Below are 19,150 nucleotides of genomic sequence, written 5' to 3' on the forward strand. Positions count from 1 at the left end.
AGAAGTCCTTACCGTGAACGGCTAGCATCGCGGCCGACGTTGCCGGCGGCCGGATGGGGTGGGGCATGGAGGACACGCAGGCGCCGAGGATCGCCGTCGCCGTGGTGACCATGGGCAACCGGCCCGCCGAGGTCGACGCGCTGCTGGAGTCCGTGGCCAAGCAGGACCTGGCCCCCTCCCGGATCGTGATCGTCGGCAACGGCTGCCCGCTGCCCGACTTCTCCGCGCGCCTGGCGTTGCCCGGCGAGGTCACGCTCATCGAGCTCGACGAGAACCTCGGCTGCCCCGGCGGCCGGAACGCCGCCCTGCGCCGGCTGCGGGAGTTCGGGGACGTCGACGTGGTGGTCGAGCTGGACGACGACGGGCTGCTCGTGGACGTGGACGTACTGAGCCGGGTGCGGGACCTGTTCGCCGCCGACCCGCGGCTCGGGATCGTCGGGTTCCGGATCGCCGACGAGCACGGCGAGACACAGCAACGGCACGTGCCACGGCTCGGCGCCTCCGACCCGCTGCGGGGCGGGTACGTCACCGGGTTCCTGGGCGGCGGGCACGCCCTGCGCATGACCATGCTCGACCAGATCGGCGACTGGCCCGCCGCCTTCTTCTTCGCCCACGAGGAGATCGACCTCGCCTGGCGCGCCGCCGACGCCGGCTGGCGGATCCTGTACGCGCCCGAGCTGCTGCTCCAGCACCCGCGGACCTCGCCCGCCCGCCACGCCATCTACTACCGCGTCAACGCCCGCAACCGGGTCTGGCTCGTGCGCCGCCGGCTGCCGCTGCCCCTCATCCCCGTCCACCTGGGCGTCTGGGTGCTGCTGACCGTCCTGCGCAACAGGTCGCGGGCCGGACTGCGGGCCTGGTTCGGCGGGTTCGCGGAGGGGCTGCGGGAACCGGCGGGGGAGCGGCGGCCCATGCGCTGGCGCACGGTGTGGCGGCTCACTCGGCTCGGACGGCCGCCGGTCATCTGAGGAAGCCGGCGGAGGTCGTCCGAGGTGCGGGGGCGGGACAAGGGGCCCGGTCGTTCACCTCCGCCGACCGGGACCCTTGGACGTCCCCGGATCCGGCCGCGGCGGCGACACTCCCCCGAGCAACGCGTCGTACGCGCGCACCCCCGGGGCCGGTTCCGATGTTGTGATCACATCAGGTCGCGCCAACAGATCGCTAACATGTGGCCAGCGGTTCTCCGCAACGTCGCAGGCCGGATGGCCGAAAGCCGCCGTTCGGAGGTCGTCGTGACGGCCGGTACGGTAGCGGATCTCGCGCGGGAGCCCGCACGGAGTCGGTGGCGGGAAACCGCCGAGGGAGGGCGGGATTCCGCCAAGGAACGGTGGTTACGGTCATGGAGCGCGGTCCGCGGTTCGGACTGCTGGGGTCGCCCGTCCTGTACGACGGCCAGGGCGCCGTCAGGACCATCGGCAGCCCCAAGATCCGTGCCCTGCTCGCCGCGCTGCTCCTCGAACCCGGCCGCGTGGTCTCCGTTGCCTCCCTCAAGGACGCGCTGTGGGGCGGCGCGCCGCCCGCCTCCGCGCAGGCCTCGCTGCACAACCACGTCGCCCGGCTGCGCCGGTTGCTCGACGATCCGGAACGACTGCGCGCGGTGCCGCCCGGATACGTGCTGCGCGTCGAACGGGGCGACGTCGACGTCGACCTCTTCGAGCGCCACTTCGCCGCTGCGCGCGGGGCGCACGCGGCGCGCAACTGGGAGCGCGTGGTCCGCGAGTGCACGGCGGCGCTCGGTTGGTGGCGGGACGCACCGCTCGCCGGGCTGCCGGCCGACTTCGGCGGGCTGGCCTTCTCCCAACGGCTCCACGAGGCCCGGCTGCTGCTCCTGGAGTGGCGCTACGACGCCGAGCTCGCCCTCGACGGCACGCGACCCGACGCCCTCGTCCCGCAGTTGGCGGCGCTGGCCGCCGAGCATCCGCTGCGCGAGGCGTACCACCGCCAGCTGATGCTCGCCCTGCACCGCGCCGGCCGCCAGGCCGAGGCCCTCGCCGTCCACCGCGACCTGCGCACGCGCCTGGTCGAGGAACTGGGAGTGGAGCCGGGGGCCGCGGTCCGGGAAGCGCATGTGGAGGTGCTGCGGGGCGTCCCGGCCGCGCCCGGGGGAATCCCGGCCGCCGGCGGATCGAGCGACGGCGACGCGGACGGCTGCTGTGAGGCGGGTGACCTTCGCGGTGTCGGGCGCCTGCACGGCGATCCCGGCGTCCACGGCGATCCCGGCAGCCATGGTGGTCACGACAGCCCCGACGGTTACGACCATTCCGACGGTCACGACCACCCCGGCGGTCGCGACAGTCGTCACCACCCCGGCCCCATCCCTCCCCCTACCTCCCCCAAGCCACCCCGCCCCGCCCAGCTCCCGCCCCCACCCGCCCACTTCACCGGCCGCACCGCCGCCTTCACGGACCTCTGCGCCGCCCTCGGAGCCCTCACCGCCGCTCCCCTCACCGCCACCCCCCTCGCCCCCGCCCAACCCCCCGCCGTCGCCGTCATCAGCGGTATGGCCGGCGTCGGCAAGAGTGCCCTCGCGCTGCACGCCGCTCACGCCCTGGCGGAACGTTTCGCCGATGGTCAGCTCTACGTCAACCTGCACGGCGCCACCCCCGGCATGACGCCCCTCACCCCCGACCAGGCACTCACCGCCCTGCTGCGCGACCTCGGCGCCGATCCCCGCCGCCATCCCGAACACCCGGACGCCAAGGCCGCGTTGCTCCGCTCCCTGCTCGCGCCGACGCGCACGCTGCTGGTCCTGGACGACGCAGCGAACGCCGCCCAGGTGCGCCCCCTGCTGCCCGCCGGCGCAGGCTGCGCGGTCATCGTCACCAGCCGTTCGCCGCTCACCGCGCTCGACGGCGTCCGCCGCTTCCCGCTCGCACCGCTGTCGGACGAGGAGAGCGCCGCGCTGCTGCGGGCGGTCTCCGGCCGCGACGGTCTCGACGCCGGCCACCCCCTGGTCGCCCTGACCGGTCGGCTCCCGCTCGCCCTGCGCGTCGTCGCCGCCCGGCTCGCCGCGCGCCGGGCGCTCACCCCGGACGTGCTCGCCGGCCAACTCGCCGCCGGCGAACGGCGCTTGAGTCACTTGGAGTACGACGACCTGAGTGTGCGCCGTTCCCTGTCCGTGGCCCACGAGGCGCTCGCCGCCTCCGACCGCGAGGCCGACCGCGACGCGGCCCGCCTGCTGCACGCCATCGGCGCCCTGGACCTGCCCACGTACGGCGCCCCGCTGCTCGCCCGCCTCACCGGCACCGGCGAGCAGCGCGCCGAGGCGGCGCTCGACCGTCTCCTCGACGTGGCCCTCCTCCAGGAGACGGCATACGGCCGTTACGCCCCTCACGACCTGGTCCGCGACTTCGCCCGCGAACTCGCCGACACGCAGGCCGACTCCGCAGGGGCCTCCGATGCCGCCCTCCACTGGTACGCGGCCGTCGCCGAACGCGTCCTCACCGCCATCGTCGAACCGGGCCCCGACCAGGACGACCGCCGCCGCCCGACCTCCGCCCAGCCGCCGGGGCACGGGGAGGAGGTCGAGGCCGTCGGCGTCTTCGGCAGCCCCGAAGCCGCGTTCGCCTGGGGTGACCTGGAGCTGGACAACATCGTGACGCTGGTGCGGCGGTACGGCGACGATCCCCGTCCGCGCCGCGCCGCCGTCGTCTCCCTCCTGACCCGCCTCTTCTTCCCCTACGTCCAGCGCAGCGGCCGGGTCGCCGAGATGGAGGTGCTGGGCCGGGCCGGCCTCCGGGCGGCACGGCGGCTCGGTGACGCGGCCGCCGAGGCGTACGCGCTGGGCGACCTGGCCGGGCTGCACTTCCTGACCGGCCGCCAGAAGGACGCCCTCGCCCTCAACGACCAGGCACTGGCCCTCTGGCAGCGGCTCGGCGTGGTCTCCTGGATCCGCCGGTGCCTCAACAACCGCGGCCTGCTGCTCGAAGGACTGGGCCACTACGCGGAGTCGGAGCAGGCGCTGCGCCGCAGCCTGGAGTACTCACGGCAGTTGAACGACCGCCACGGCGAGGCCGTGACCCACAGCCACCTCGGCAACCTGTACGAGCACACCGACCCGCGGGCCGCGATCGTGCAGCACCGGCGCTCGCTGGCCCTCGGCGACGAGACCGGCGCCGTGCTCGTGCAGCTGTCCGCGCACTGCAACATCGGCTACGCCCACCTCACCCTGGGCGAACCGGCCGCCGCCCTGCCGCACTTCGAGGAGAGCCTGCGCATCCTCGGCGGTCACGGCGACTGGCACGGCGAGTCGCAGACGCGGCTCGGGCTGGTCCGGGCGCTGCGCCTGCTGGGCCACGCCGACCGGGCGGGCCGCGAGTGCGCTGAACTCCTGCGCCGCGCCGACGCCCGCGCCGACCGTTACACCGACGGTCTCGCCCGGCACCAGCTCGGTCTCCTGCTGCGGGAGCAGGGCCGTATGCGGGAGGCGTACGCGGAGTGGCGCCGGGCCCGCGCCGCCCTGGCGGGCACGGACGAGGAGACGGTGCTGGCCGAACTCGACGGGCTGCTGGGCGGCGGTGACTGAGCGGCACCCGCCCTGGCCCGCGACCACCGCTCACTTGGCGTCGGCATAGCACTCCACCACCGCCGTCGTGAACGGAAACCGCACCGGCGTCTCGCCGAACGTCAGCCGCCCCGCCAGACCGGCGGCCTCCCGGATGGCCGTCACGACCGTCCCGGCCTCCTCCTCGGGGCAGTGCACGATCACCTCGTCGTGCTGGAAGAAGACCAGCTCGGCCTTCATCCCGGCGAGCGACTGACGCAGCGCGGCCAGCATCAGCAGGGCCCAGTCGGCGGCGCTGCCCTGGACGACGAAGTTGCGCGCGAAGCGGCCACGCGCGCGGGCGTTGGTGGAGGCGTAGCCGGGCACCCAGTGCTGTCCTTCCTGCGCGCCGTCGGGCTCGTCGTCCCCGACGGGGATGCCCGCCTCCTCCGCCGCGTCCTCGCCGGCACCGGCCGCCGGCGGGCAGGTCCGCCCCAGCCAGGTCCGCACGAGCCGGCCCTCCTCGCCCGCGCGGGCCGCGTCGTCGACGTAGGCCACCGCCTTGGGGAAGCGGCGTCTGAGCGCGGCGAGGTTCTTCAGGCCGTCGCCCGAGGTCTGGCCGTAGACCGCGCCGAGCACAGCGAGCTTGGCCTGGGCGCGGTCGCCGGAGAAGGCCCGGTCGGAGACGGACTGGTAGAGGTCGGTCTCGCGGCCCGCGACCTCCATCAGGCCGGGGTCGCGGGAGATGGCCGCGAGGACCCGGGGCTCCATCTGGTCGGCGTCGGCGACGACCAGCCGCCAGCCGGGGTCGGCGACCACCGCACGCCGGATGACCTTGGGGATCTGCAGCGCGCCCCCGCCGTTGGTGACCCAGCGCCCGGTCACGGTCCCGCCCGCGAGGAACTCCGGCCGGAACCGCCCCTCGCGCACCCAGTCCTGCAGCCAGGACCAGCCGTGGGCGACCCAGATGCGGTACAGCTTCTTGTACTCCAGCAGGGGCTTGACGGCGGGGTGGTCCACGGACTGGAGCTCCCAGCGGCGGGTGGACCTGACCTTGACGCCGGCCTGGGCGAAGGCCCTGACGACGTCGGCCGGCAGGTCGGGGCGGACGCGGCGGCCGAAGGCGGCGGAGATCTCGTCGGCGAGCTCGGCCAGGCGGCGCGGCTCGCCCCCGCCCGCGTACCGCTCGCCGAGCAGTTCGTGCAGCACGCGGCGGTGGACCTCGGCGCTCCACGGCAGCCCCGCGCGGTTCATCTCGGCGGCGATCAGCATGCCCGCCGACTCGGCCGCGGTCAGCAGCCGCATGCGCTCCGGGTGCGCGCTCGCGTCGTGCCGGCGCTGCTGGGCGGCGTACACCTCGACGAGGTCGGCCAGCGGGACGTGGACGGCCTGGGGCTCGAAGAGGGAGGACTGCGCGCCCGGTTCGGCGGCGCGCAGGGGTGGGTCGGGAGGTACGGGAGCGCCGCGCAGGCGGGCCAGGGCGGCGGCCGCCGAGCGGGGTTCGCCGTACCTCCCCTCGTGGCCGAGCAGGAGGGTCTCGGCGTCCTCGATGTCGTAGCACCGCTCCACTCGCACCCCCGTGGCGAGCAGGCGCGGGTAGACCTCGGCGGTGGAACGCCAGACCCACCGGCCGACCTCGGGTCGCCGGCGTACGGCCTCGGCGAGGTCCGGCTCCCGGCGCACCGGTCCGGCGGGCAGGCCGTCCGGGCCGAGGGGGGCGAGCTCCACGCCACCGTCCTCGGCCGGAGCGAGTGCCCAGCGGTCGGTCATGGTTGCGAGTGTGGCAGGAGGGTCTGACAACGGGCCTCAGGCCGTCTCGCCCGGGGCCTGCAGGTACTGACTGAGCGCCCTGGCGAGCTCCGCCTCGACGGCCGGCTTCTCGATGCCGAGGCCGGAGAGCACGCCGGTGCCGTGCTCGAACTCCAGCAGGGCCAGCAGGATGTGTTCGGTGCCGATGTAGTTGTGGCCGAGGCGGAGCGCTTCGCGGAAGGTGAGTTCCAGGACCTTCTTGGCGTCCGAGCCGTACGGGATCAGCTCCGGGACCTCCTCGGCGGCGGGCGGCAGCGCCTCGGTGGCGGCCTGGCGCACGGTGTCGAGGAGGATGCCCTGCGCGGTGATCGCCTTGGCCGCCAGGCCGTCGGGCTCGGCCAGCAGGCCGAGGATCAGGTGCTCGGGGCGGCCTTCGGGGTTGCGGGCCGCGACCGCCTGGTTGTGGGCGGCCATCACCACGTTGCGGGCGCGCGTGGTGTAGCGGCCGAAGCCCTGGTTCGGGTCGATCCCGGCCGACTCCTTGGGCACGAACCGCTTCTGCGCCGCCTGCCGGGTGACGCCCATGCTCTTGCCGATGTCCGTCCAGGAGGCCCCCGAGCGACGGGCCTGGTCCACGAAGTGGCCGATCAGGTGGTCGGCCACCTCGCCGAGGTGATCGGCGGCGATCACCGCGTCCTGGAGCTGTTCGAGGGGTTCGGTGTGCACCTTCTTGATGGCCGCGATGAGTTCGTCGAGCCGCACGGATGACGTGACGTTCGGGTTCGTCGACATGTGTCAACCGTAGGTTGACACCCGAAGGGTGTCAACCCGAGGTTGACAATCGACGTCTGTGCTTGCCCGTCACTTCGGAGAGGCCGCCAACCGCACGGCCAGTCCCGCGAACACCGTCCCGCTGAAGATGTTGAGCCCGCGCGCCACCCGCCGGCTGCGGCGCAGCAGCCCCGAGAGCCTGCCGGACAGCAGGCCGATCGAGCCGTCCACGGCCAGGCCCATGACCGTGATCGTCAGCCCGAAGACCAGGAACTGCTCGCGCACGTGCCCGAGGGACGGGTCGACGAACTGCGGGAGGAAGGAGACGTTGAAGAGGATCACCTTCGGGTTGAGCAAGTTGGTCACCGCGCCCTGCCAGAAGGCGCGCCGCCGCCCGGGCCCCGCCGAACCGGCCTCCTCACCCGGCACCGCACGGTCCCGGAACGCCTTGACCGCGAGGTACAGCAGATAGGCCGCGCCCGCCCAGCGCAGCACGTGATACAGCGTCGGCAGTGCCAGGAACAGCGCCGACAGCCCGAGCGCCGCCGCCACCGTGTGCACGGACATCGCACAGGCCACGCCGACGGCGGCCGTCACACCGGTCGTGGGCCCGCCCCGGCCGCCCATCGCCACGATGAACATCATGTCGGGGCCGGGGGCGATGCAGAGCGCGAAAGCGGCGACCAGGAAGGCCGCGTACGAAGACATGTCCACCATGCCGCCATGCTCGAAGGCGCCCCGGGCGACGGCGACCGAGTTTCGGGGAGTGAGACGAGTGCGGCGAAACGCCGTGTGGAGCGCGTGTGGACGGTGATTGACTCGACTGCCATGACCTCGCCGCCGACCACGGCCACTCCGTCAGCCGCGACTCCGCGCACCGACGCCGACGCTCCGATGCCCGCCCCCTTCCCGGACGTTCGCGAGATCGTCGACGCGACGGCCCGTCTCCTCACCGAGCACTACGCCTCCCCTGAGGTGGCCGAGCACCTGGCCGCGCTGCTGCGCCGGCGGCTGGCGGAGGGGGCGTACGACGTGCGCAACGCCGAAGACCTCGCCGCACTGGTCACCGCCGACCTGCGGTCGGTCGACCCCGGCCCCTGTCCGCGCCTCACACACGACGCGGAGGCGCCGGACGAGGGCTGGACGCTCCGCTGGGACGGCACCGGCGCGTTCCCCGGCTGTCAGTGGCCCGTGTCACGATCGGAGACGTGACCAGCACGACCGACGACACCGACGACACCGTCGAGCGCGCCTTCCAGGCCGCTCTCTACGCCGACAGCGACACCGCCCTCGACACGGGCGCGTCGCTGCTCGCCGCCGCCCCCGCGGCCGACGCCGAAGTGGCGCGCCGCGGCCGTGAGTTCGTCGCCTCCGCCTGGCGCCGTGGCTGGCAGCCCGCCGACGTCGTCCGGATCGTGCGCCGTGAGCTGGACGACGTCCACGTACGCCTGGTGTCGTCCCTGATCCGCGCCCAGGCCCCCGAAGACCGTCCGCGCGGACCCCGCTGGGTCGCGCAACTGGACGACGTCACCGCCGCGGTCGCAGAGGAGCCGCCCCCGGCCGACCGCTTCTCGCACGCCACCGCGACCCTGGAGCTGTACCGCCTCCTGCTGCGCCTGCCCGCCCTCGAACCCCTCGACGACTCCGCCCCCGCCCCCGGGCCGCGCCCCGCGTCCCGCATGCTCACCCGCATCCGCGCGCTGCTGGCCAAGGCCGAGGCGACCGCCTACCCCGAGGAGGCGGAGGCGCTCACCGCCAAGGCGCAGGAGCTGTCCGCCCGGCACAGCATTGACGAGGCGCTGCTCGCCGCCGAGACCCCCGCAGCGGACACCCCCGGCGCCTGCCGCATCGGAGTCGAGCCGCCGTACGAACAGGCGAAGGCCGTGCTGCTGGACGCCGTCGCCACGGCGAACCACTGCCGGGCCGTGTGGAACGAACCGCTGGGCTTCTCCACGGTCGTCGGCTTCGAGGCCGACCTGGAGGCGGTGGAGCTGATCCACACCTCGCTGCTCGTGCAGGCGCAGTCGGCCATGACCAGGGCGGAGGCGGCCCAGCGGGCGGGTGGACGCAAGCGCACCAAGACCTTCCGCCAGTCCTTCCTCGCCGCCTACGCCCACCGAATAGGCACCCGCCTCGCGGCCGCCGCCGAGACCCAGGTGACGGACGACCTGCTCCCGGTGCTGGCCTCCCGTGAGGTCGCGGTGACCGAGCGCACGGACCGGTTGTTCCCGGAGACGACCACGACCCGGCTGCGCGGAGTCAGCGACGAGGCGGGCTGGACCGAGGGCGCCGAGGCGGCAGACCGGGCACAGGTACACGCCCGGCCCCGACTGGGGTAGGCACTGCGGGTTTCGCCGTCGGGCGGGGCACCGTGGGTTTCGCTGTCGGGCGGGCACTGTGGGTTGCGCCGGTCGGGCAGGACACCGTGGGTTTCGCTGTCGGGCGGGGCACCGCGGGTCTCGCCGTCAGGCAGGACGCCGCGGCTCGCCGTCAGTCGCCGGCCTGCTGGAAGGCGGTGACCGAGGCGTTCGGTTCGCTTGCGCCGCCCTTGACGGCGACGTCGCCGTACGACCACGGGAAGCTCTTCGCGGCACCGGAGCCGGGCAGGGTGAACTTCATCGTCTTCACGGCGAGACTCTTGGCGCCGCCGCTCTCGCCGCGCACGTAGGTGAGGGTGAAGGAGGCGGTCCCGCCCTTGGCGAGGGTCAGCTTCTGCGCCGTCGCGGCCTGGTCCGAGGGGACGGTGGCGGAGGTGCTCCCGGCGGTCAGGTCGACGCCGGGGAAGCCCTTGAGGGTGCACTTGGCGCCGTTGTTGGTGAGCGTGACGGTGACGTTGCCGGTGTCGCCGGCGGCCGGAGCGGCGCTCGCGGCGACCTGCGCGTCCACGCTGCCGAGCGAGCACGCGTCACCCGCCTTCTTCGTCCCGCCGCCGCTCGCGTCGCTGTCACCGCCGTTGTCGTCGCAGGCGGTCAGGAGAAGGGCCGCGGCGAGGGCGGCGACGGTGACGTGGGTGGCGCGCATATGTGTGGTCCTCTGGTGCTGTGCTGACGCTCGGGGTGGGACGCCGGTGTGGCGAGTCCGGCGAGTCCGGCGAGTCCATCGATCGGTCCATGGACTCGGCACGGTCCATGGATCATCACGCACGAACCCGTGAGCCGGTTGCCCGCCCCCCGGCGCACGCGGAGCCAGGACCCGAGCCCGCTCCCGGGCGCACGCGGGGCTACGACCCGAGACTCGCCGTCGGCAGTCCCGAAGGCAGCTTGCCGCCCTCCGCCTTGGTGTACGTCTCCTCGCCGAGCTTGCCCGACCAGGTGATCTTCAGCGTCGACGAGCCGGCGGAGTCGACCATCCCGGTGGCCCGGTCCTTGCTGCCGTCCGTGCAGGTCAGGTGGATCATCTTCATGCCGGCCTCCTCGCCGGCGGTCCCGCTGCACACCGTCCCGCCGGTCGAGAAGAGCCCGGCCTGCTTGCCGGTGACGACCAGGGCCACGTACTTGCCGCCGGTGGTGGCGAGCCAGCTGCCCTGCAGCGCGTCGGACGCGGCGGTCGCGCTGCCGGAGGCACCGCCGGTGTCCGCGGTCGCCGTCGAGGTCGAGGAGGCGCTGGGGGTGGCGGAGGAGTCGTCGTCGGAGCCGCCTCCGCCGCTGCACGCGGTCAGTGCGAGCGCGCCGGCCAGCCCGGCGGCCGCGGCCGCGATCCGCACCTGCCGACGCGATGCCGTGCGCGAGGAACGCGCGAAGGTCGCCGAAGCCGTAGTCACTGCAAGCTCCCAAGCTGTAGCGGGTGGGCGGACGGCTGGATGCTCGAGGGCCCCAGCGCCCGCAGCAAGCTACCAGCGCGGGCCCTTCACGCCATCTGCCCGACCTGTGAGATTCATCAGACCCACCCGGAACCCCGGCACCAGCACCGGCAACCGAGAGCAGCGCTGGGAGGGAAGCGGGCGGCGCCGGAAACGGAGGGGCAACGCCGGCAACCGGGAGCACCCCCCGCAGACAGAAGCAGCGTTGGAAGGTGAGCGGCGCCGGAGACCGGGAGTACGCCCGGGAACCCCGGAAGCCGCCGAGAGACCGGGAGTTGCCCTGGCCAACTCGGAACCGGCCGCGAAGAGGCCAGGAGCCGCTCCGGCGACCCGGAAGCCGCCGTGAGGAAGCCGAAAGTCACCCCGCCAGCCCCCGGCCCGCCCGGTCGGCCGATCCCTCCAGCCACCTCGGATCCGCCTCGACAGCCCCCGGCCCGCCCGGTCAGCCGATCCCTCCAGCCACCTTGGACCCGCCTCGACAGCCCCCGGCCCGCCCGGTCAGCCGATGCCTCCAGCCGCCCCGGACCCGCCTCGACAGCCCCCGGCCCGCCCGGTCAGCCGATCCCCTCCAGCCACTCCGGACCCGCCCCGGCAACTCCCGGCCCGCCCAGTCGGCTTCCGACCAGCCAGTCACCCGCGCCCCGTCCTTCCGGCTCCCCAGCCACCCCCCGGTCCCGCCTCCACCCCGAATCACCGCCTCCACCCCGAGTCACCTCGCCCGCCTCCACCCCGAGTCACCTCACCTGCTCCCACCCCGAGTCACCTCACCCGCTCCCACCCCGAGTCACCTCACCCGCCTCCTACCACGACCCCTTCCGCACCCCCGGCAGGAAGCCCGCGTGCGCCTGTTGCCGCAGGGACACCCTGGACAGGCCGAACGCCCGGAAGTACCCCCGCGGCCGCCCGTCCAGCTGATCCCGGTTGCGTACGCGCGTCGCGCTCGCGTCCCTCGGCTGGCGGCGTAGTTCCCGCTGGGCGGCGAGGCGTTCGGCCTGGGTCGACGACGGACGCCGGATGATCTCCTTCAGCTCGGCCCGGCGCGCGGCGTACCGCGCGACGATCTCCCGGCGCTGCTCGTTCTTCGCGATCTTGCTCTTCTTCGCCATCAGACCCGCACCCCCCGCGCCCGGATCCGGGCCACGGCCGCCTCGACGCCGATCGCGTCGACGGTTCTGATCCCCCGCGCGCTCAGCCGCAGCCGCACGTACCGCCCCTCGCTCGGCAGCCAGTAGCGCTTGGTCTGGACGTTGGGGTCGAAACGGCGCGAGGTGCGCCGGTGCGAGTGGGAGACGCGGTTGCCGAAACCGGGCCGGGCGCCGGTCAGCATGCAGTGGGCGGACACGGGTGACCTACCTCTCTGAAAGCCATATCGCTAATGGAAGTCATTTTCAGTAAGGTACCAGCATGGCACGCAACGAACTCCGCCCGGTCATCAAGCTCCGGTCCACCGCCGGCACCGGCTACACCTACGTGACCCGCAAGAACCGCCGCAACGACCCGGACCGCCTCACCCTGCGCAAGTACGACCCGGTCGCCGGCCGGCACGTCGACTTCCGAGAGGAGCGCTGAACCGCCGCCATGCGCAAGGGAATCCATCCCCCCTACGGTCCCGTCGTCTTCCGCGACCGGGCCGCCGGCCACGCCTTCCTCACCCGCTCGACGATGACCAGCGACAGGACGATCGAGTGGGAGGACGGCCGCACCTACCCGGTCGTGGACGTCGAGATCTCCGACGTCAGCCACCCCTTCCACACCGGCACCGCCCGCCTCCTGGACACCGCCGGCCGCGTGGAGCGCTTCGAGCGCCGGTACGGAAAGAAGGGCTGATGCTCTCCGTCGTCATCGTCGGCGGACTGCACGCCGACGCCCGCCGCGCGACCGTCGGCCGGCTGCTCGCCGAGGTGCCCGGCAGCGTCGTACTCCACCACGACCTGGCCACGGCCGCCGCCGGCACGGTCGTACGGACCGTCCGTGACGCCACCGGCCTGCTGTCGGCGGGCGAGACCCCGCTCGTCAACGACTGCGCGTGCTGTGCCCTGCGCGAGGACCTCGTGCCCGAGTTGCGGCGCCTGGCCGCCGACGGCACCGCCCGGCTCGCGGTCGTCGAGCTGTGGGACTCCGTCGAGCCCAAGGCGATGGCGGAGGTGGTCGCGGCCGGCGGCCTCACCGTCACCGGCGTGATCACCGCCGTCGACCCGGCGCTGGTGCTGGCGTGTCTCGGCAACGGCGACGACCTGGCCGAGCGCGGCCTCGCCGCGGCCGCCGGCGACCAGCGCACCGTCGCCGACACCTTCGCCCGCCAGCTGGAGTACGCCCCCGTCCTCGCCGTCCTGGACTCCCCGGAGGCCGACGACGAGGACCGCGAACTGCTCACCCAGCTCCACCCGACGGCCCACCGGGTCCGCATCCCCCGTGAGAACCCGTCCCCGGCCCAGGACCCGTCCCCGGCCCCGGTCCCGAAGGGGTCAGAACCCCCACCGGCACCGCCATCATCACCGGCACCCCCACCATCACCCCCACCCTTCACCCCCGGCGCCCTCCACAGCCCCCTCGCCCGCGCCGCCCTCGCCGGTTTCGACGTCGAGGCCGCCGCGGCGGCACAGCGCCCCGCCTGCGCCCTGCTCCCCGTCGAAGCCGACGCGCACGGGGTCGTGACCCTGGTCTGGCGCCGGCACCGGCCCTTCCACCCCGAGCGGCTGTACGCGGCGCTGGAGGACATCACGTGTGCCGCCGCCCGCAGCCGGGGCCGGTTCTGGCTCGCCGACCGGCCCGACACGCTGCTGCACTGGGACGCGGCAGGCGGGGCGTTGTGCGTGGAGTCGGCCGGCCCCTGGCTGGCCGCCCTGCCCGACGCGGCCTGGGACCTGGCGCCGCCGATGCGCCGGGCCGCCGCCGCGCTGGACTGGCACCCCGAGCACGGCGACCGCTGCCAGCACCTCGTCTTCACGTCCCCCGGCCTCGACCGCGACGGACTTCAACGGCTGCTGGAGTCCTGCCTGCTGACCGACGCCGAGTACGCCGCCGGCCGCGCCGCCTGGAAGCGGCTGCCGTCCGCCTTCGACAGCCTCCTGGAGGTCTGATGCCGCGCAAGAGCGACCGCAAGCCCCCGAAGAACCGGCCCAACCCGCTGGACGCGGCCGGGATCACGTACATCGACTACAAGGACACCGACCTGCTGCGGAGGTTCCTCTCCGACCGCGGCAAGATCCGCAGCCGCCGCGTCACCCGCGTCACCGCCCAGCAGCAGCGGCTGCTCGCGCGGGCGATCAAGAACGCACGGGAGATGGCGCTGCTGCCGTACTCCAGCAAATGACGGTCCCCCAGGTGGGGGTCTATAGGTAGGCGATCTCCTACGATTGACTGGTAGGGGATCGCCTACCTATTCTCGCGGTATGACCATCACGCACGCCTCCTTCGTCACCCTCCCCGTCTCCGACCAGGACCGCGCCCTGCGCTTCTACACGGAGGTCCTCGGCTTCGAGGTCGCCGTCGACCGCGCCATGCCCCAGGGGCGCTGGCTCCAGGTGGCGCCCGCCGGCGCGCAGACCGTGTTCACGCTCGCCGGCCCGGACCTGCGCAGGGGGCCCGGGGGCGTCCCCCGGAAGGGAGGTGCCGAGCCCGGTTCCGCTCGGGGGATCATGTTGGTCACGACCGACGTCGACGCGGACTGCGCCCGGCTCGCCGAGGCCGGTGTCGCCGTGCAGGGCCCGGACCGCCACCCCTGGGGGCGGATGGCCTCCTTCACGGACCCCGACGGCAACGGTCTGATGCTGCTGACGGAGGCACACCAGTAGGAAGGTCGGCATGACTGCAGTCGGGGCCACCGAGGCCGACGCGGACCGCGTCTTCGCCGCGCTCGCCAACGCCACGCGCCGCGAGGTGCTGCGCCTGCTGCGCGACGGCGGGCCGCAGCCCGTGCAAGTCCTGGCCGGCCACTTCGACATGCGCCGCCCGAGCCTGTCCGAGCACCTGCGGGTGCTGCGCGACGCGGGGCTCGTCTCCGAGCAGCGCTCCGGCCGGCAGCGTATCTACCGCCTGGAGGCGGCCCCGCTCGCCGACGTACAGGACTGGCTCCATCCGTACGAGCGGTTCTGGCGCGAGCGCCTGCGGGGCCTCGGCGATCTGCTCGACCGCATGCCCGACGATGACCCGACATGAGCATCCCGTCCGGTGACGACCCCGGCGACCTCACCGCCGTCCGCGTCGACCACTTCTTCCCGCATCCGCCCGCCAAGGTCTGGCGCGCCCTGACCGACCCCCGGCTGCTCGCGCAGTGGCAGATGCCGGGCTCCGAGGACTTCCGCCTCCAGGTCGGCCACCGGTACCGCATGACCTCCGTCCCGCGTCCCAACACCGGGTTCTCCGGTGTCGTAGAGGTGGAGGTGCTCGCCTACGACACGGAACGGATGCTCTCGGTCCGGTGGGTGGACGCCGATCCGGCCAACTCCGCGGACTGGACCATCACCTGGACGCTGGAACACGAAGGGCGCGGTACGCGTCTTCTCCTAGTGCACGAGGGGTTCGACCCCGACGACCCCGCACAGCTGATGGCCCGGACGATCATGGGCGGGGGCTGGAGGACGCATGTGATGCGGGCTCTGGGGCATGCGCTGGAACGGATGTAGTACCCCGCACGTCACATCTGTAACCGCAGGAACACCCCGCGTGCACGTGCATCTGCTCATGCATTCGCACGTGAACAAAGCTATGATCCGGATCAGTTGACCACTGCATTGACCACTGCACTGACCCATCGCATCAATGGCCCCAGAGGCCACCGCACCACCGGGGAGCGACCTGTGGACCGCGACGTGTACAACGGCATGGCAGCCACGGAGCTGAACGGGGTGGCCTGGCAGAAGAGCCGGCACAGCAACTCGCAGGGCTCCTGCGTGGAGTTCGCCCGGCTGCCCGGGGGAGAGGTGGCGGTGCGCAACTCGCGCTTCCCGGACGGTCCCGCGCTGGTCTACACCCGTGCCGAGATCGAGGCGATGCTGCTGGGCATCAAGGACGGGGAGTTCGACCATCTGATCGCGGGCTGACGGCTCCTCAGAACCCTTGAGGCAGAGGGTCATTGAGGGTGAACGCGCCGTAACACGCGTAGAACCGCGGCACCGTCGGCGCCGCGGTCCGTCACTCGGTGGGCTGCGTGAGCGGCTCGGGAAGCTGGAACAGCGCCCAGACCACCTTGCCGCCGAGCGCGCCGGCCATCGGGTGCCAGCCCCAGCTGTCGGCGAAGGAGTCGACGAGGAACAGGCCGCGGCCCGACTCCGCCGAGAAGTCCTCGGAGTCGCGCTCGACCGGGGTGTCGTCGCTCTGGTCGCGCACCGCGCACACCAGGCGGTCGGTCCAGCGCATCAGGTGCAGCCGCACGTGCGCCTGCACGTCCGCCGTGGACGCCGGCATCGCGTGCCGCAGGGCGTTGGCAGCGGCGGAAGGCCCTGCCGTAATGGCTTGAGCATGGTCGATCCATTCGTCCCCATGCGAGGCACTCCCGGGAATTCGCGGTCGTAGCGATGCAGCGGTTGCGCGAGACCATGGTCTTGGATGCGTAGGGCAGATGCAAGGGCAGATGCACGTGCACGTGACCGAATTGGATGCTCACGTACCGCTTGTTGGCCATTTTTTCCGCCAACTTCCTTGTCCCCGCTTGTCCTCTCCTTCCCGGTTCCTGTGAGAAGTCTTTGGTTTCTTTCCATCTCTGTAATCAGACGAGTACTGCTCGGAGTGTTTTAGTGGCAGACTTCGGCGTCTGAAGACGGTTGGGGAGGCTGGCGAACGTGAGCGCGGGAGAGCCCGGATCGGTGGTGCGGCGCATGCTGCTCGGCTCGCAACTCAGGCGACTGCGTGAGGCACGGGGCATCACGCGCGAGGCGGCGGGCTACAGCATCCGTGCCTCGGAGTCGAAGATCAGCCGGATGGAGTTGGGCCGGGTGAGCTTCAAGACGCGCGATGTCGAGGACCTGCTGACGCTGTACGGCATCACCGACGAGGCGGAGCGCACCTCGCTTCTCTCCCTCGCACGGGAGGCCAACGTGGCGGGCTGGTGGCACAGTTACTCGGACGTGCTGCCGAGCTGGTTCCCCACCTATGTGGGCCTGGAGGGCGCGGCGTCGCTGATCCGGGCGTACGAGGTCCAGTTCGTGCACGGGCTGCTGCAGACGGAGGAATACGCCCGCGCGGTCGTCAAGCGCGGCATGAAGGGCGCGAGCGAGGCCGAGATCGAGAAGCGGGTCGCGGTGCGCCTGGAGCGGCAGAAGTACCTCGTCGCCGAGCGGGCCCCCGAGTTCCATATCGTCCTCGACGAGGCGGCGCTGCGCCGGCCCTACGGCGACCGCGAGGTGATGCGCGGCCAGCTCCAGCACCTGATCGAGATCTCCGAACGCCCCAACGTACGGCTGCAGATCATGCCGTTCAGCTTCGGCGGGCACGCCGGCGAGAGCGGCGCCTTCACGATCCTGTCCTTCCCCGAGTCCGACCTGTCGGACGTCGTCTACCTGGAGCAGCTCACCAGCGCGCTGTACCTGGACAAGCGGGAGGACGTGGCCCAGTACGAGAAGGCGCTGAAGGAGCTCCAGCAGGACAGCCCCGGGCCGGACGAGAGCCGGGACCTGCTGCGGGGTCTGCTGCAGCTCTCCTGACCGACCGGCCCTCCTGGGCAACTGCCGTGAACAACCGGCACTCTTGAACAACTGCCTTGAAACACAAGTACGATGACATGTGATCAGACCGTGATGGAGATCTGCGGGGGATCTGTCGGGGATCTGTCGTAGATCTGGTGTCTGCTAGTGATTGAGGGATCACATGTCGTCCTACTTCACCGACCTGGCCCAGCAGTACATCGACGGTGAGTGGCGCCCGGGTACAGGCTCCTGGGACATCATCGACTTCAACCCGTACGACGGGGAGAAGCTCGCGTCGATCACCATAGCCACGGTCGAGGAGGTCGACGAGGCGTACCGGGCGGCGGCCCGCGCCCAGAAGCAGTGGGCCGCGACCAACCCGTACGCCCGCCGCACGGTCTTCGAGAAGGCGCTCCGGCTGATCGAGGAGCGCGAGCAGGAGATCACCGAGGTGATCATCGCCGAGCTCGGCGGCACGCACCTGAAGGCCGGTTTCGAGCTCCACCTCGCCAAGGAGTTCCTGCGCGAGTCGATCCACCTGGCGCTGCGCCCCGAGGGCAAGATCCTGCCCTCGCCGACCGACGGCAAGGAGAACCGCCTCTACCGCGAGCCGGTCGGCGTGGTCGGTGTGATCAGCCCCTTCAACTTCCCCTTCCTGCTCTCCCTCAAGTCGGTCGCCCCGGCCCTCGCGCTCGGCAACGCCGTCGTCCTCAAGCCGCACCAGAACACCCCGATCACCGGCGGCTCCCTGGTCGCGAAGATCTTCGAGGACGCGGGCCTGCCCGGCGGTCTGCTGAACGTCGTCATCACGGACATCGCGGAGATCGGCGACGCCTTCCTCGAGCACCCGGTGCCGAAGGTCATCTCCTTCACCGGCTCCGACAAGGTCGGCCGCCACGTCGCCACCGTCTGCGCCGCGCACTTCAAGCGCTCGGTCCTCGAACTGGGCGGCAACAGCGCGATCGTGGTCCTCGACGACGCCGACATCGACTACGCGGTCGACGCCGCGGTCTTCAGCCGGTACGTCCACCAGGGCCAGGTCTGCATGGCCGCCAACCGCGTGCTGGTGGACCGGTCGATCGCCGACGAGTTCACCGACAAGTTCGTCGCCAAGGTCAAGTCCCTCAAGGCCGGCGACCCGCGCGACCCGGAGACCGTGATCGGCCCGGTGATCAACTCCTCGCAGGCGGACGCCCTCTCGGGCGCCGTCGAGCAGGCGATCGCCGAGGGCGCGCGGGCCCTGGTGCGCGGCGAGACCATCGAGAACCTGGTCCGCCCGTCCGTCCTCACCGACCTGCCCGCCGACTCCGAGCTGCTGCGGCAGGAGATCTTCGGCCCCGTCGCCTTCCTCATCCCCTTCGACGGCGAGGAGGAGGCCGTACGCCTCGTCAACGACACGCCGTACGGGCTGAGCGGCGCCGTCCACACCGGTGACGTCGAGCGGGGCGTGGCCTTCGCCCGGCGGATCGACACGGGCATGTTCCACGTGAACGACGGCACGGTGCACGACGAGCCCCTCGTCCCCTTCGGCGGCGAGAAGAGCTCCGGCGTCGGCCGCCTGAACGGCGAGACAACGGTCGACGCCTTCACCACCCTCAAGTGGATCTCGGTCCAGCACGGCCGCAGCGGCTTCCCGTTCTAGTTCCGCCCTCCACCGGCCGATCCACGACCTGCGGGCCATTGAGGACAGGATCTGACCTCGATGGCCCATAGCGTCGTCGGTGT

The 19,150-nt window shown here is 72.5% G+C and carries 22 protein-coding genes; 14 read left to right on the forward strand and 8 right to left on the reverse strand.

The window, feature by feature from the left end; all coding sequences use genetic code 11:
• The first annotated feature begins 65 nt into the window (after positions 1–65).
• Positions 66–968: a glycosyltransferase family 2 protein gene (locus ACYF6T_RS29980; RefSeq protein ID WP_461700361.1), complete on the forward strand. Its 903-nt coding sequence runs from the start codon at positions 66–68 to the stop codon at positions 966–968.
• A 371-nt stretch (positions 969–1,339) separates the two neighbouring features.
• The gene (locus ACYF6T_RS29985; protein ID WP_461700362.1) at positions 1,340–4,525 is read left to right on the forward strand and encodes an AfsR/SARP family transcriptional regulator; all 3,186 of its coding nucleotides are present in this window, start codon (positions 1,340–1,342) and stop codon (positions 4,523–4,525) included.
• Between the two features lie 30 nt (positions 4,526–4,555).
• Here ACYF6T_RS29985 and ACYF6T_RS29990 read toward each other — a convergent pair whose 3' ends face one another.
• The 3 genes from ACYF6T_RS29990 to ACYF6T_RS30000 form a co-directional block, all read right to left on the reverse strand.
• Positions 4,556–6,253: a bifunctional 3'-5' exonuclease/DNA polymerase gene (locus tag ACYF6T_RS29990; protein WP_461700363.1), complete on the reverse strand. Its 1,698-nt coding sequence runs from the start codon at positions 6,251–6,253 to the stop codon at positions 4,556–4,558.
• A 36-nt stretch (positions 6,254–6,289) separates the two neighbouring features.
• Positions 6,290–7,024, reverse strand: coding sequence for a Clp protease N-terminal domain-containing protein (locus ACYF6T_RS29995; RefSeq protein WP_461700364.1), 735 nt, complete (start codon positions 7,022–7,024; stop codon positions 6,290–6,292).
• A 69-nt stretch (positions 7,025–7,093) separates the two neighbouring features.
• Positions 7,094–7,720 (reverse strand): LysE family translocator, encoded by a 627-nt coding sequence (locus ACYF6T_RS30000; protein WP_461700365.1) that lies wholly within the window; start codon positions 7,718–7,720, stop codon positions 7,094–7,096.
• 111 nt (positions 7,721–7,831) lie between these two features.
• Between ACYF6T_RS30000 and ACYF6T_RS30005 the strand changes: the two genes are divergently transcribed.
• Positions 7,832–8,215 (forward strand): hypothetical protein, encoded by a 384-nt coding sequence (locus ACYF6T_RS30005; protein WP_461700366.1) that lies wholly within the window; start codon positions 7,832–7,834, stop codon positions 8,213–8,215.
• Positions 8,212–9,342, forward strand: coding sequence for a DUF2786 domain-containing protein (locus ACYF6T_RS30010; RefSeq protein ID WP_461700368.1), 1,131 nt, complete (start codon positions 8,212–8,214; stop codon positions 9,340–9,342). Before ACYF6T_RS30005 ends, ACYF6T_RS30010 begins: the two co-directional genes overlap by 4 nt.
• A 151-nt stretch (positions 9,343–9,493) precedes the next feature.
• Here the strand turns inward: ACYF6T_RS30010 and ACYF6T_RS30015 are convergent, their stop codons facing one another.
• The 4 genes from ACYF6T_RS30015 to rpmB all read right to left on the reverse strand — a co-directional run bounded on the left by ACYF6T_RS30015 (position 9,494) and on the right by rpmB (position 12,144).
• Positions 9,494–10,024: a DUF4232 domain-containing protein gene (locus ACYF6T_RS30015; RefSeq protein WP_461700369.1), complete on the reverse strand. Its 531-nt coding sequence runs from the start codon at positions 10,022–10,024 to the stop codon at positions 9,494–9,496.
• Positions 10,025–10,223: 199 nt separating this feature from the next.
• Positions 10,224–10,763 carry a hypothetical protein gene (locus ACYF6T_RS30020; protein WP_461700371.1) on the reverse strand — a complete coding sequence of 180 codons (540 nt, stop codon included), beginning with the start codon at positions 10,761–10,763 and terminating at the stop codon, positions 10,224–10,226.
• An 839-nt stretch (positions 10,764–11,602) separates the two neighbouring features.
• Entirely contained in the window at positions 11,603–11,908 is a 306-nt protein-coding gene (gene rpsN / locus ACYF6T_RS30025) for a 30S ribosomal protein S14 (RefSeq protein ID WP_461700372.1), read from the reverse strand.
• The gene (gene rpmB, locus ACYF6T_RS30030; protein WP_461700373.1) at positions 11,908–12,144 is read right to left on the reverse strand and encodes a 50S ribosomal protein L28; all 237 of its coding nucleotides are present in this window, start codon (positions 12,142–12,144) and stop codon (positions 11,908–11,910) included. Before rpmB ends, rpsN begins: the two co-directional genes overlap by 1 nt.
• 62 nt (positions 12,145–12,206) lie before the next feature.
• Between rpmB and rpmG the strand changes: the two genes are divergently transcribed.
• The 8 genes from rpmG to ACYF6T_RS30070 all read left to right on the forward strand — a co-directional run bounded on the left by rpmG (position 12,207) and on the right by ACYF6T_RS30070 (position 15,844).
• A complete protein-coding gene (rpmG, locus tag ACYF6T_RS30035) occupies positions 12,207–12,371 on the forward strand; it encodes a 50S ribosomal protein L33 (RefSeq protein ID WP_030361075.1) in 165 nt (54 codons plus the stop codon).
• Between the two features lie 9 nt (positions 12,372–12,380).
• Complete coding sequence (locus ACYF6T_RS30040; protein WP_461700375.1) at positions 12,381–12,629, forward strand: type B 50S ribosomal protein L31; 249 nt, start codon at positions 12,381–12,383, stop codon at positions 12,627–12,629.
• Positions 12,629–13,882 carry a CobW family GTP-binding protein gene (locus ACYF6T_RS30045; protein ID WP_461700376.1) on the forward strand — a complete coding sequence of 418 codons (1,254 nt, stop codon included), beginning with the start codon at positions 12,629–12,631 and terminating at the stop codon, positions 13,880–13,882. Before ACYF6T_RS30040 ends, ACYF6T_RS30045 begins: the two co-directional genes overlap by 1 nt.
• Complete coding sequence (rpsR, locus tag ACYF6T_RS30050; RefSeq protein WP_461700378.1) at positions 13,882–14,115, forward strand: 30S ribosomal protein S18; 234 nt, start codon at positions 13,882–13,884, stop codon at positions 14,113–14,115. Before ACYF6T_RS30045 ends, rpsR begins: the two co-directional genes overlap by 1 nt.
• A 79-nt stretch (positions 14,116–14,194) precedes the next feature.
• Positions 14,195–14,596 (forward strand): VOC family protein, encoded by a 402-nt coding sequence (locus ACYF6T_RS30055; RefSeq protein ID WP_461700380.1) that lies wholly within the window; start codon positions 14,195–14,197, stop codon positions 14,594–14,596.
• A 10-nt stretch (positions 14,597–14,606) separates the two neighbouring features.
• Complete coding sequence (locus ACYF6T_RS30060) at positions 14,607–14,960, forward strand: ArsR/SmtB family transcription factor (protein WP_461700381.1); 354 nt, start codon at positions 14,607–14,609, stop codon at positions 14,958–14,960.
• Complete coding sequence (locus tag ACYF6T_RS30065) at positions 14,957–15,427, forward strand: SRPBCC family protein (RefSeq protein WP_461700382.1); 471 nt, start codon at positions 14,957–14,959, stop codon at positions 15,425–15,427. The genes ACYF6T_RS30060 and ACYF6T_RS30065 overlap by 4 nt, the downstream gene beginning before the upstream one ends.
• Before the next feature lie 198 nt (positions 15,428–15,625).
• Entirely contained in the window at positions 15,626–15,844 is a 219-nt protein-coding gene (locus ACYF6T_RS30070; protein WP_412493815.1) for a DUF397 domain-containing protein, read from the forward strand.
• A 91-nt stretch (positions 15,845–15,935) separates the two neighbouring features.
• Here the strand turns inward: ACYF6T_RS30070 and ACYF6T_RS30075 are convergent, their stop codons facing one another.
• The gene (locus tag ACYF6T_RS30075; RefSeq protein ID WP_461700461.1) at positions 15,936–16,304 is read right to left on the reverse strand and encodes an ATP-binding protein; all 369 of its coding nucleotides are present in this window, start codon (positions 16,302–16,304) and stop codon (positions 15,936–15,938) included.
• Between the two features lie 314 nt (positions 16,305–16,618).
• Here ACYF6T_RS30075 and ACYF6T_RS30080 point away from each other — a divergent pair, with 314 nt between their 5' ends.
• Complete coding sequence (locus ACYF6T_RS30080; protein WP_461700462.1) at positions 16,619–17,443, forward strand: helix-turn-helix domain-containing protein; 825 nt, start codon at positions 16,619–16,621, stop codon at positions 17,441–17,443.
• Positions 17,444–17,606: 163 nt separating this feature from the next.
• Positions 17,607–19,067, forward strand: coding sequence for an aldehyde dehydrogenase family protein (locus ACYF6T_RS30085; RefSeq protein ID WP_461700384.1), 1,461 nt, complete (start codon positions 17,607–17,609; stop codon positions 19,065–19,067).
• Positions 19,068–19,150 lie beyond the last annotated feature (83 nt).

Source organism: Streptomyces sp. 7R007, from assembly GCF_054850255.1.

Coding starts and splice junctions, on each gene's coding strand:
- rpsR (WP_461700378.1), top strand. CDS start 13,882: ATGCCGCGCAAGAGCGACCGCAAGCCCCCGAAGAACCGGCCCAACCCG.
- ACYF6T_RS29990 (WP_461700363.1), bottom strand. CDS start 6,253: ATGACCGACCGCTGGGCACTCGCTCCGGCCGAGGACGGTGGCGTGGAG.
- ACYF6T_RS30065 (WP_461700382.1), top strand. CDS start 14,957: ATGAGCATCCCGTCCGGTGACGACCCCGGCGACCTCACCGCCGTCCGC.
- ACYF6T_RS30000 (WP_461700365.1), bottom strand. CDS start 7,720: ATGGTGGACATGTCTTCGTACGCGGCCTTCCTGGTCGCCGCTTTCGCG.
- ACYF6T_RS30070 (WP_412493815.1), top strand. CDS start 15,626: ATGGCAGCCACGGAGCTGAACGGGGTGGCCTGGCAGAAGAGCCGGCAC.
- ACYF6T_RS30085 (WP_461700384.1), top strand. CDS start 17,607: ATGTCGTCCTACTTCACCGACCTGGCCCAGCAGTACATCGACGGTGAG.
- rpsN (WP_461700372.1), bottom strand. CDS start 11,908: ATGGCGAAGAAGAGCAAGATCGCGAAGAACGAGCAGCGCCGGGAGATC.
- ACYF6T_RS30015 (WP_461700369.1), bottom strand. CDS start 10,024: ATGCGCGCCACCCACGTCACCGTCGCCGCCCTCGCCGCGGCCCTTCTC.
- ACYF6T_RS30040 (WP_461700375.1), top strand. CDS start 12,381: ATGCGCAAGGGAATCCATCCCCCCTACGGTCCCGTCGTCTTCCGCGAC.
- ACYF6T_RS29995 (WP_461700364.1), bottom strand. CDS start 7,024: ATGTCGACGAACCCGAACGTCACGTCATCCGTGCGGCTCGACGAACTC.
- ACYF6T_RS30060 (WP_461700381.1), top strand. CDS start 14,607: ATGACTGCAGTCGGGGCCACCGAGGCCGACGCGGACCGCGTCTTCGCC.
- ACYF6T_RS30080 (WP_461700462.1), top strand. CDS start 16,619: ATGCTGCTCGGCTCGCAACTCAGGCGACTGCGTGAGGCACGGGGCATC.
- ACYF6T_RS29985 (WP_461700362.1), top strand. CDS start 1,340: ATGGAGCGCGGTCCGCGGTTCGGACTGCTGGGGTCGCCCGTCCTGTAC.
- rpmG (WP_030361075.1), top strand. CDS start 12,207: ATGGCACGCAACGAACTCCGCCCGGTCATCAAGCTCCGGTCCACCGCC.
- ACYF6T_RS29980 (WP_461700361.1), top strand. CDS start 66: ATGGAGGACACGCAGGCGCCGAGGATCGCCGTCGCCGTGGTGACCATG.
- ACYF6T_RS30005 (WP_461700366.1), top strand. CDS start 7,832: ATGACCTCGCCGCCGACCACGGCCACTCCGTCAGCCGCGACTCCGCGC.
- ACYF6T_RS30045 (WP_461700376.1), top strand. CDS start 12,629: ATGCTCTCCGTCGTCATCGTCGGCGGACTGCACGCCGACGCCCGCCGC.
- ACYF6T_RS30055 (WP_461700380.1), top strand. CDS start 14,195: ATGACCATCACGCACGCCTCCTTCGTCACCCTCCCCGTCTCCGACCAG.